Origin of the sequence: Micromonospora sp. NPDC001898 (assembly GCF_042891255.1) — a bacterium.
Taxonomy (GTDB): domain Bacteria; phylum Actinomycetota; class Actinomycetes; order Mycobacteriales; family Micromonosporaceae; genus Micromonospora.
On sequence record NZ_JBIATC010000003.1, the window covers coordinates 434620 to 445275 of the forward strand.

Genomic DNA, 10656 nt, shown 5'->3' on the forward strand with positions numbered 1-10656 from the left:
CGCAACTGGAAGGAAGTAAGTGGTAACGATGCGTGCGGACATCCTCGTCGTCGGCGGCGGGCTGGGCGGGGTGGCGGCGGCACTGGCCGCCCTCCGGGCCGGCCGGAGCGTCATCCTGGCCGAGGAGTTCGACTGGCTCGGCGGGCAGCTCACCAGCCAGGCGGTCCCCCCGGACGAGCACTCCTGGGTCGAGCAGTTCGGCGTCACCGCCAGCTACCGGGAGCTGCGAACCGGGATCCGGGACTACTACCGGCGGCACTTCCCCCTCACCGAGCGGTCCCGGGGTTGGACCAACCTCAACCCGGGGGCCGGCTGGGTCAGCCAGCTGTGCCACGAGCCCCGGGTCGCGGTGGCGGTGCTGGAGGAGATGCTGGCGCCGTACCGGGGGTCCGGACGGCTGACGGTGCTCCAGCCGTACCGGCCGGTCTCGGCGGCCACCGACGGCGACCGGGTGACCGGGGTGACCGTCGCGCACCGCGACCGCCCCGACGAGCTGGTCGAGCTGACCGCCCCGTACGTGCTGGACGCCACCGAGACCGGCGAGCTGCTGCCGCTGGCCGGCGTCGAGTACGTCACCGGATTCGAGTCCCGGGGGGAGACCGGCGAGCCCAGCGCGCCGGCCGAGGCCCAGCCGATGAACATGCAGGCCCTGTCGGTCTGCTTCGCCCTGGACCACGTCGACGGCGACCACACCATCGACCGCCCGGCCGGGTACGACTTCTGGCGCGACTACAAGCCGGACTTCTGGGGCGACCGGCTGCTGTCCTGGCGCTCCCCGCACCCCCGGACGCTGGAGATCGTCGAGCGCAGCTTCACCCCGAACCCGGACGACGACCCCCTGGCGGTCAACGCCGACCAGCGGCTCAGCCCCGGCGACGGCAACCTGTGGACGTTCCGGCGGATCGCCGCCAGGCGCAACTTCGTCGACGGGGCGTACGCCAGCGACATCACGCTGGTGAACTGGCCGATGATCGACTACTTCGAGGGCCCGGTCATCGACGTGCCGAACGCGTCCTGGCACCTGTCGCAGGCGCGGGAGCTGTCGTACTCGGTGTTGTACTGGATGCAGACCGAGGCGCCCCGGCCCGACGGGGGCACCGGATTCCCCGGGCTGCGGCTGCGCGGCGACGTCACCGGCAGCGCCGACGGCCTGGCCCAGGCCCCGTACATCCGGGAGTCGCGGCGTATCCGGGCCGAGTACACGGTCGTCGAGCAGGACCTGTCGCTGGCGGTGCGCGGCGAGCACGGCGCGGTCAGCTACCCCGACTCGATCGGCGTGGGCATGTACCGGATCGACCTGCACCCGTCGACCGGCGGCGACAACTACATCGATGTCGGGTCCTGCCCGTTCGAGATCCCGCTCGGCGCGCTGATCCCGCAGCGGGTGGAGAACCTGCTGCCGGCCGGCAAGAACATCGGCACCACGCACGTGACCAACGGCAGCTACCGGCTGCACCCGGTCGAGTGGAACGTCGGCGAGGTCGCCGGCCTGCTCGCCGACTTCTGTCTCGAGCGGGGCGAGTCCCCGCGCGCGGTCCGCAACACCCCCCGTCTGCTGGCCGATTTCCAGGACCGCCTTACAACGGCCGGCGTGGAACTGCGTTGGCCGCAGATCGTGGGCTACTGAAACACCCCCCGGTGAGGAGAAAATTGTGAGAGCAGGAAAGGCCCTGCGCGGCGTCGCCGTCGCAATGGTCGGCGCGCTCGCCCTGACCGCCTGCGGCGGCGGGGACGACGCCGGCGACAGCGGTCCGGCGAAGCTGCGGATGACGGTCTGGTCCGCCAACGAGGCGCACCTGAAGCTGTTCAACGAGATCGCGGACGAGTACAAGAAGTCCCACCCGGACGTGGAGTCGATCACCTTCGACCCGCTGCCGTTCGAGAACTACACCACCACCCTGACCACCCAGATCGCCGGCGGCAACGCCCCCGACCTGGCCTGGGTGTTCGAGAACTCGGCCCCTGACTTCGTGTCATCCGGCGCGCTGCTGCCGCTGGACGAGACGCTGAAGAAGACCGAGGGGTACGGCTACGACGACCTCTCCCCCGCCACCACGAAGCTCTGGCAGGACGACGGCAAGCTGTACGCGTACCCGTTCTCCAACTCGCCGTTCGGGGTCTTCGTCAACACCGACATGGTGAAGAAGGCCGGGCAGAAGACGCCGGCCGAGCTGATCGCCGCCGGGCAGTGGAACTGGGACAACGCCCTGGCCACCGCCGCGGCGTCCGCCAAGAAGTCCGGCAAGGCCGGCCTGGTGATCCGGGACTTCGACTACAAGGGTTGGGACAACCTGTCGACCTTCTTCACCGGCTGGGGTGCCCAGGCGTGGAGCGAGGACGGCAAGTCCTGCGGCTTCAGCTCCCCGGAGATGGTCGCGGCGATGACCGCCCTGCACAAGGGGATCTTCACCGACAAGGCGCTGCCCGGCCCGGGCACCACGGCGGACTTCTTCGCCGGTGACGCGGCCATGACGGTCACCCAGATCTCCCGGGCGTCGCTGCTGAAGGACGGCGGCTTCGGCTGGGACCTGGTGCCGCTGCCGGCCGGCCCGAAGGGCAACTACTCGGTCCTCGGCCAGGCAGGCCTCGGGGTGATGAAGAAGAGCCCGCACGCCGACGAGGCGGCCGACTTCCTGGCCTTCTTCACCAACCCCACCAACTCGGCGAAGCTGGCCCAGTTCTTCCCGCCGCCGCGGCAGTCGCTGCTGACCGCCGAGACGCTGGGCAAGACGAACCCGAAGCTCAAGCCGGAGCAGTTGCAGAAGGTCGTCATCGACGGCATCACCAGCGGCGTGGTCAAGCCGAGCCACGCCGGGCAGGCCGAGCTGAGCCAGCAGGTCCGCGCCGGGCTCGACCCGCTGTGGCAGCCGAACGCCGACATCAAGGCGGTCCTGGACGGCGTGTGCGCCAAGATCCAGCCGCTGCTGGCGAAGTGACCATGTCCCCGACGGACACCAGGACGGGCCCGGTCGCCAAGACCGGGCCCGCCCCGGGCCGGGCCCGCCCGCCGTGGTGGACCAACCGCCGGCGCGACCAGCTCGCCGGGTACCTGTTCGTCGCCCCGCAGCTCGTCGGCAGCGTCGTGTTCGTGATCCTGCCGCTGGTCCTGGTGGTCTGGTACAGCCTGCACGAGTGGAACGTGCTCGCCGGCACGTTCGAATACGTCGGCGGCGACAACTACACGCAGCTCGCCGAGGACACCAACCTGGGCGGGGTGCTGAAGGCCACCGGGCTGTTCTCGGTCGGGCTGGTGGTGTTCAACCTCGCCCTGGCGCTGATGCTGGCCGTGCTGCTCAACCAGAAGCTGCGCGGCACCATCGTGTTCCGCACCCTGTTCTTCTCCCCCGTGGTGGTCTCCCTGGTCGCCTGGACGATCGTGTGGGGCTTCCTGCTCCAGGACAACGGCGGGATCAACGGGCTGCTCGACACGATCGGCGTGGACGGCCCGAACTGGCTGCGCGGCGAGGGCACCGCGATGCTGTCGGTGGTCGTCGTGCAGGTGTTCAAGAACGTCGGCCTGAACATGGTGCTGTTCCTGGCCGCCCTCCAGGGCGTGCCGGGCGATCTGTACGAGGCCGCCGAGGTGGACGGGGCGAGCCGGATGCGGCAGTTCTGGCGGATCACCGTGCCGCTGATCAGCCCGACGATCATGCTCACGTCGATCATCACGGTGGTCGGCTCGTTGCAGGTGTTCGCGCAGATCGCGGTGCTGACCCAGGGCGGCCCGGGCACCTCGACCACGGTGCTCGTCTACTACCTCTACCAGCAGGCCTTCCAGTTCCACCACTTCGGCTACGGCGCGACCCTGTCGATCGTGCTGTTCACGGTCGTGCTCGCGCTGACCGTGCTGCAGTGGCAGATGCGCAAGAGATGGGTCTTCCATGAGTCGTGACCTGTCGCCCAGGACGAAGCTGGTGCTCTACGGGGTGCTGATGGTCCTGGCGATCCCGTTCGTCTTCCCCACCTGGTGGATGGTCACCTCGTCGCTGAAGCCGGTGGCGGACATCTTCGCCTTCCCGCCGCAGCTCTGGCCGACGAACCCGCGGCTGGAGGCGTACCAGCGGGTGTTCGAGTTGCAGCCGTTCGCGCGGCAGTACCTCAACAGCGTCTACATCGCCCTGGTGGTCACCGTGGGCACCCTCGCGGTGGCGGCGCTGGCCGGGTACGCCTTCGCCCGGATCCGGTTCCGGGGCCAGAACCTGCTGTTCCTGGTGGTGCTCGCCGGCCTGCTCATCCCGAGCGAGGTCACGATCGTCCCGCTGTTCCAGATGTTCTTCAAGCTGGGCCTGGTCGACACCCACTGGCCGCTGATCCTGGTGCCGATCTTCGGGGCGCCGAGCGTGCTGGCCACGTTCATCATGCGGCAGTTCTTCATCGCCCTGCCCGGGGAGCTGGAGGAGGCGGCCCGGGTCGACGGGCTGGGCCGGTTCGCCACCTTCTGGAAGATCGCCCTGCCGCTGTCCCGCCCCGCGCTGGGTGCGGTGGCCATCTTCACCTTCCTGCACAGCTGGAACCTGTACCTCGAACCGATCGTGTTCCTCTCCTCGCCGGAGAAGTTCACCCTGCCGCAGGCGCTGACCCAGTTCGTCGACGCGTACGGCGGGCCGATGTGGAACGTCCAGCTCGCGGCGGCGTCGATGACCGCCCTGCCGGTGCTGGCGGTGTTCGTGATCGCGCAGAAGCAGTTCGTCGAGGGCCTGGCGCACACGGGCCTGAAGGGATGACCGTCCCGGCCCACGCCGCCGTCGGCGTCGACATCGGTGGCACCAAGACGGCGGCCGCCCTGGTCGCCGCCGACGGCACGGTCCTGCGCCGGCTGCGGACGCCCACCCCCGCCGGGTCCGGGCCGGGCGCGGTGCTGGACACCGCCGCCCGGCTCGCCGCCGAACTGATCCCCGGGGCCGCCGACCGGCCGGTCGGGGTGGGCACCGCCGGCACCGTCGACCCGGCGACCGGCGGCATCCGGTACGCCACGGACAGCCTGCCCGGGTGGACCGGCACGGCCGTCCGCGCCGAGCTGGCCGGGCGGTTGGGCCGGCCGGTGCGGGTCGCCAACGACGTGCACGCCGCCGCGCTCGGCGAGAGCTGGGCGGGAGCCGGCCTGGGCCGGGGACACCTGCTGTTGGTGGCGGTCGGCACCGGGCTCGGCGGGGCGCTGGTCCGGCACGGCCGGATCGACTCCGGCGCCCGGGGCGCGGCCGGCGCCGTGGCCCACCTGCCGGCGCCCGGGGCGGGGCGGCTGCGCTGCGGGTGCGGCCGGTACGGGCACCTGGAGGCCGTCGCGTCCGGCACCGGCCTGGCCGCCGGCTACGCCCTGCGTACCGGCGAGCGGGTCACCGGGCGCGAGGTGGCCGAGCGGGCGACGGCCGGGGACGCCGCCGCCCGGGAGGTGGTCGAGCGGGCCGGCGCGAGCCTCGGCGCGGCCCTGGCCGGGCTGGTGACCACGCTCGACCCGCAGGTGGTGCTGGTGGCCGGCGGGGCGGGCGGGGCGCTGCTGCCGGCCGCGACCGCCGCCTACGCCGCCGAGCTGCCGCCGGGCTGGGCGGACGTGCCGCTGCTGCCCGCCGCGCTGGGTGCCGACGCGGTCGTGGTCGGCGCGGCCCGGCTCGCCACCGGGGAGCCGGCCGGCGCGTCGGCGGACCCGGGCCGGCCGGCGTTCGACGAGGGAAAGGACTGAGAAACGTGGGAATTCTCGACTCGCTCGCCGGGGGGCTGGTGGTCTCCTGCCAGCCGCTGCCGGACGAGCCCGACGACCCGATGCGGGACCCGTACGTCCAGGCCCGGGTGGCCGCCGCCGCCGTTGCCGGCGGGGCGGTGGGGATCCGGGCGAACGGCCCGGCCGACGTGGCCGCCATCCGCGCCGCGGTCGGCGTGCCGGTGATCGGGCTGTACAAGCACGGTCACGCCGAGGTCTTCATCACCCCGACGCCCGAGCTGGCGGTGGAGGTGGCCGCCGCCGGGGCGCACGTCGTCGCGGTGGACGGCACCGACCGGCCGCGCCCCGACGGCCGGGTCCTCGCCGACACGGTCGCGGCGGTGCACGCCGCCGGCGCGCTGGTCCTCGCGGACGTCTCCACCGTCTCCGAGGGGGTGGCGGCGGTGCGGGCCGGGGCGGACGCGGTGGCGACCACGCTGTCCGGGTACACGGCGGCCAGTCCGCGCCGGGACGGGCCGGACCTAGAGCTGGTGGCCGGGCTCGCGGCGGCGGTGCCGGTGCCGGTGCTCGCCGAGGGGCGGTACCGCGGCACCGACGAGATCGGCCGGGCGTTCGCGGCGGGCGCGCACGCGGTGGTGATGGGCAACGCCGTCACCTCGCCGCTGTGGATCACCCGCCGGCTCCTGGCGGCCACCCCGGCGGGGGCCGGGCGGCCGGGGCGGTAACGTGCAGCGGCATGACCGGCGCACCGTACTCCCACTGTTCCTCCTGCGGCTCCGCCTATCCGGCGGAGAGCGGCTGGCCCCGGGCCTGCGCGGCCTGCGGGCACACCGTCTGGCGTAACCCGCTGCCGGTCGCGGTCGCGGTGCTGCCGGTACGCACCGACGCCGGCCTGGGCGTGGTCGTGGTGCGCCGGGACATCGAGCCCGCGCGCGGCCTGCTCGCCCTCCCCGGCGGCTTCATCGAGTACGGCGAGGAGTGGCGCGACGCCCTGGTCCGGGAGCTGCGGGAGGAGACCGGGCTGGTCGCGGCGGCCGGGGACGCGGAGTTGTTCGGGGTGCACAGCGCCCCGGCCGGCGGCACCATGATGGTCTTCGGGACGCTGCCCGAGCGGGCGGCCGGGCAGCTCCCGCCGTCCGCGCCGACCGACGAGGCGACCGAGTGGCTGGTGCTCACCGAGCCCGCCGAGCTGGCCTTCTCCACCCACACCCGGGTGCTCGCCGAATTCCTCGCCGCCCACCGGGACGCCTGAGAGGCCGCCCCCACCGGGCAACCCTGGGCAGGGAAGTCGGCACGATGCGTTAACCACGGTGCCCCATCGGGTCAGTAGGCTGTTTCCGCTCGCTGAGATGCGTCGATGCGATCGGTCCGGCACGCCGACCCCGGAGGAAGCCGCCATGAGCCGCTGGACACCCGACCCGTCCTTCTATCCCTCGCCCCGCGACGCCGCCCGGGCCCCCGCCGAGAAGCTGGCCTACGTGGCCGCCTTCGACCGCTCGGCGGCCCGCCCCGACGCCATCGCGGTCCTCGACACCGACCCCGCCTCCCCCGAGTACGGGCGGGTGGTGGGCTGGACCGACCTGCCGCACACCGGCGACGAGGTGCACCACTTCGGGTGGAACGCGTGCAGCAGCGCGCTCTGCCCGACCGCGCCGCACCCGCACGTCGAGCGGCGCTACCTGATCGTGCCCGGGCTGCGCTCGTCGCGGGTGCACGTGTACGACACCCAGCCCGACCCGCGCGCCCCGGAGCTGGTCAAGGTGATCGGCCCGGAGGAGTTGGCGCAGCGGGCCGGCTACTCCCGGCCGCACACGGTGCACTGCGGCCCCGACGGGATCTACCTGTCCGCCCTCGGCGGCGCCGACGGCGCCGAGGGCCCCGGCGGCATCGCGATCCTCGACCACACCAGCTTCGAGGTCCGCCGGGCGTGGGAGGCCGACCGGGGGCCGCAGTTCCTCGCGTACGACTTCTGGTGGCACCTCAACCACGACGTGCTGGTGACCAGCGAGTGGGGCACCCCGTCGATGATCGAGGACGGCATCGTCGGCGAGCTGCTGCTGGGGCGGAAGTACGGGCATGCCATCCACTTCTGGGACCTGGCGAAACGCCGGCACGTGCAGCGGGTCGACCTCGGCGACGCGTACCAGATGCCGCTGGAGCTGCGACCGGCGCACGACCCGACGAAGACGTACGGGTTCGTCGGCGTGGTGATCAGCGTGGAGGACCTGTCCGCCTCGGTCTGGCTGTGGCACCGCGACGGCGACGCCTGGGCCGTGACCAAGGTGATCGACATCCCGGCCGAGCCCGCCGACCCGGCCGACCTGCCGGACCTGCTCAAGCCGTTCGGGGCGGTCCCACCGCTGGTCACCGACATCGACCTGTCGGTCGACGACAGGCACCTCTACGTCTCCTGCTGGGGCACCGGCGAGCTGCGCCAGTACGACGTCAGCGACCCGTTCCACCCGGTGCAGACCGGATCGGTGCGCCTCGGCGGCATCGTGCGGCGCACCCCCCACCCGGGTTTCCCCGACGAGCCCCTCGCCGGCGGCCCGCAGATGGTGGAGATCAGCCGCGACGGCCGCCGGGTGTACGTGTCCAACTCCCTCTACGGCTCGTGGGACGACCAGTTCTACCCGGACGGGGTGGGCGCCTGGCTGGCCAAGCTGGACGTCGACCCCGACGCCGGCGGGCTCACCCCGGACCCGCGGTTCTTCCCGCGCGGGGAGGAGTTCCGGGGGCTGCGGGTGCACCAGACCCGGTTGCAGGGCGGCGACGCGTCCTCCGACTCGTACTGCTTCCCGTGACCGGGACGGCCTGGCTGGCGCTGGCCGGGCTCGGCGCGTTCCATGGGCTGAACCCGGCCATGGGCTGGCTGTTCGCGGTGGGCCGGGGCCTTCAGGAGCGCAGCCGACGGATGCTCGTGACGTCGCTGCTGCCCATCGCGCTGGGCCACCTCGCCTCGGTGGGCCTGGTGGCCGCGCTGGTCAGCGCCACCAGGTCGGTCGTGGCGAGCACCACCGTGGCGATCGTCGGCGGGGTGCTGCTGGTCGGGTTCGGGCTGTGGCAGTTGCTGTCGCGGCGGCACTTCCGGTGGGCCGGGATGCGGCCGTCCAACGCGCAGCTCGCCGGGTGGTCGTTCCTCATGTCGTCGGCGCACGGCGCCGGGCTGATGCTGCTGCCGGTGCTGCTCGCCGAGCCGGTCACGGCCGGCGGGCACGCCGGGCACGCCGGACACGCCGCGCAGGTGTCGGCGACCCCGGCGGGCGCGCTGCCCGGGCTGGCCGCCGCCGGGGTGCACACGGTGGCGATGTTCGGCGTGGCGCTGGCCGCGGCCGTGGCGGTGTACGAGGTGCTCGGCGTCGGGGTGCTGCGGCGGGCCTGGTTCAACGTGGACCGGCTCTGGGCCTGGGTGCTGGTGGTCGCGGGGGTGATCACCGTCGTGGCCGCGGCGACCTGAGCGGCGCCGGTCGGCTCGGCCGAAGGGCCGGCGGTTCCCGCCACCCGGCGCTGCCCCGGCGATAACTCCTATTGATTGAATAGGAGTTCGTGTCGCCGAGCCGGAGGGACCACCGATGCCGCACTCCCTGTCGTACGACGAAGCCGACCATGACGCCCGACGGGCCCGGCAGTGGCTGGCCGGCCGCACCCGGGGCGCGGGCGTGTCCCGCCCCCGCCTGCTGGAGCTGGGCGCGGCGATGACCGCCCTGGCCGCCGCCGCGGGCGAACGCGAACCGGTCGCGGTGGCGGCCGACCCGGTCGGCGCCGACCCCGGGCGGGACGCCGCCGGGCCGGGCATGGTCAAGCCGCTGCCGGACCGGCTGTTCACCCGGCACGACACCAACGCCGAGATGCGCTGGGAGGCGATGGCCGGGCAGGGGTACGTGGTGCCCAACGACCGGTTCTTCGTCCGTAACCACACCCGAACCCCGGTGATCGACCCCGACACGTGGCGGCTGAGCCTGTTCGGCGACGGCCTGCGCGGCACGCCCACCCGGGACCGGCCGGTCGAGTTCGGCTACGACGACCTGCGCCGGCTGCCCGCCGAGCGGGTCACCGCGCTGGTCGAGTGCGCCGGCAACGCCCGCCGGTTCTTCGCCGGGCAGCAGGACCGGCCCTCCCCCGGGGTGGCGTGGGGCCTGGGCGGCGTCGGGGTGGCGCACTGGCGGGGCGTGCGGCTGTCCACGGTGCTGCGTCGCGCCGGGCTGACCGGCGCGGCGGTCGACGTGATGCCGGAAGGGCTGGACCCGGACTACGTCACCGGCGGGGTGAACCTGGGCCGGGTCCGCCGGCCGCTGCCGGTCGGCAAGGCCCTCGACGACGTGCTGCTGGCGTACGAGATGAACGGCGAGCCGCTGCCGCCGGACCACGGCTTCCCGGTGCGGGTGGTGGTGCCGGGCTGGATCGGCATCTCCTCGGTCAAGTGGGTCGGCCCGGTGGAGGTGTCGGCCACCCCGCTGTTCTCGCCGTGGAACACCCAGCTCTACCGCATGTTCGGCCCCGGCCAGCCCGACGGCGGCGGGCAGCTGGGCCCCCAGTCGGTGAAGAGCGCCTTCGAACTGCCCTGGGACGCCCGGATCCCGGCCGGGGCGGAGGTGCTGCTGCGCGGCCGGTCCTGGTCGGGCGGGGGCCCGATCCGATCGGTGCGGGTGCACACGGGCGACGACGGCTGGCGGCCGGCCGAACTGGTCGCCGGGGACGCGGGCGGGCCGTGGCAGCGATGGACGGCGCGCTGGCGTCCGGCGGGGCCGGGGCCGGCGACGCTACGGGCGCGGGCCACCGACGTCACCGGGGCCGGCCAGCCGGAAAGGGCCCGCTCCAACGACCTCGGCTACCTCTTCGACGGCGTCGTCAACCACCCGGTAACGGTCTGCTGACCCGGGCCGGGGGGGGGGGGGGGGGGGGGGGGGGGGCGCCCCCGCCCCCCCCCCCCCCCCCCCCCCCCCCCCCCCCCCCCCCCCCCACCCCCCCCCACCCCCCCCCCAAAGAAAAAACACAAACAA

At 73.6% G+C, this 10656-nt stretch carries 10 protein-coding genes; all 10 read left to right on the forward strand.

All coding sequences use genetic code 11. The annotated features are described in order from the left end of the window. Positions 1–28 precede the first annotated feature (28 nt). The 10 genes from ACFYZF_RS09810 to ACFYZF_RS09855 all read left to right on the forward strand — a co-directional run bounded on the left by ACFYZF_RS09810 (position 29) and on the right by ACFYZF_RS09855 (position 10530). A complete protein-coding gene (locus tag ACFYZF_RS09810; RefSeq protein ID WP_387017705.1) occupies positions 29–1627 on the forward strand; it encodes an FAD-dependent oxidoreductase in 1599 nt (532 codons plus the stop codon). 25 nt (positions 1628–1652) lie between these two features. Further along, positions 1653–2936, forward strand: coding sequence for an ABC transporter substrate-binding protein (locus ACFYZF_RS09815; RefSeq protein WP_387017707.1), 1284 nt, complete (start codon positions 1653–1655; stop codon positions 2934–2936). Between the two features lie 2 nt (positions 2937–2938). Then, a complete protein-coding gene (locus ACFYZF_RS09820; RefSeq protein ID WP_387017710.1) occupies positions 2939–3892 on the forward strand; it encodes a carbohydrate ABC transporter permease in 954 nt (317 codons plus the stop codon). After that, positions 3882–4724: a carbohydrate ABC transporter permease gene (locus ACFYZF_RS09825; protein ID WP_387017713.1), complete on the forward strand. Its 843-nt coding sequence runs from the start codon at positions 3882–3884 to the stop codon at positions 4722–4724. Before ACFYZF_RS09820 ends, ACFYZF_RS09825 begins: the two co-directional genes overlap by 11 nt. Beyond that, on the forward strand, positions 4721–5677 hold the full coding sequence (locus tag ACFYZF_RS09830; RefSeq protein ID WP_387017716.1) for an ROK family protein: 957 nt from the start codon (positions 4721–4723) through the stop codon (positions 5675–5677). Before ACFYZF_RS09825 ends, ACFYZF_RS09830 begins: the two co-directional genes overlap by 4 nt. 5 nt (positions 5678–5682) lie before the next feature. After that, a complete protein-coding gene (locus ACFYZF_RS09835) occupies positions 5683–6381 on the forward strand; it encodes an N-acetylmannosamine-6-phosphate 2-epimerase (RefSeq protein ID WP_387017719.1) in 699 nt (232 codons plus the stop codon). Between the two features lie 11 nt (positions 6382–6392). After that, entirely contained in the window at positions 6393–6908 is a 516-nt protein-coding gene (locus ACFYZF_RS09840) for an NUDIX domain-containing protein (RefSeq protein WP_387017722.1), read from the forward strand. A gap of 145 nt (positions 6909–7053) precedes the next feature. Further along, positions 7054–8460 carry a selenium-binding family protein gene (locus ACFYZF_RS09845; RefSeq protein WP_387017725.1) on the forward strand — a complete coding sequence of 469 codons (1407 nt, stop codon included), beginning with the start codon at positions 7054–7056 and terminating at the stop codon, positions 8458–8460. Beyond that, the gene (locus ACFYZF_RS09850; protein WP_387017726.1) at positions 8457–9113 is read left to right on the forward strand and encodes a hypothetical protein; all 657 of its coding nucleotides are present in this window, start codon (positions 8457–8459) and stop codon (positions 9111–9113) included. The genes ACFYZF_RS09845 and ACFYZF_RS09850 overlap by 4 nt, the downstream gene beginning before the upstream one ends. Before the next feature lie 115 nt (positions 9114–9228). After that, a complete protein-coding gene (locus ACFYZF_RS09855) occupies positions 9229–10530 on the forward strand; it encodes a sulfite oxidase (protein WP_387017729.1) in 1302 nt (433 codons plus the stop codon). Positions 10531–10656: the final 126 nt, after the last annotated feature.

Excerpts from the sequence above, each read along its gene's own strand:
- ACFYZF_RS09820 (WP_387017710.1), top strand. The coding sequence starts at position 2,939 with ATGTCCCCGACGGACACCAGGACGGGCCCGGTCGCCAAGACCGGGCCC.
- ACFYZF_RS09855 (WP_387017729.1), top strand. The coding sequence starts at position 9,229 with ATGCCGCACTCCCTGTCGTACGACGAAGCCGACCATGACGCCCGACGG.
- ACFYZF_RS09845 (WP_387017725.1), top strand. The coding sequence starts at position 7,054 with ATGAGCCGCTGGACACCCGACCCGTCCTTCTATCCCTCGCCCCGCGAC.
- ACFYZF_RS09825 (WP_387017713.1), top strand. The coding sequence starts at position 3,882 with ATGAGTCGTGACCTGTCGCCCAGGACGAAGCTGGTGCTCTACGGGGTG.
- ACFYZF_RS09830 (WP_387017716.1), top strand. The coding sequence starts at position 4,721 with ATGACCGTCCCGGCCCACGCCGCCGTCGGCGTCGACATCGGTGGCACC.
- ACFYZF_RS09810 (WP_387017705.1), top strand. The coding sequence starts at position 29 with ATGCGTGCGGACATCCTCGTCGTCGGCGGCGGGCTGGGCGGGGTGGCG.
- ACFYZF_RS09840 (WP_387017722.1), top strand. The coding sequence starts at position 6,393 with ATGACCGGCGCACCGTACTCCCACTGTTCCTCCTGCGGCTCCGCCTAT.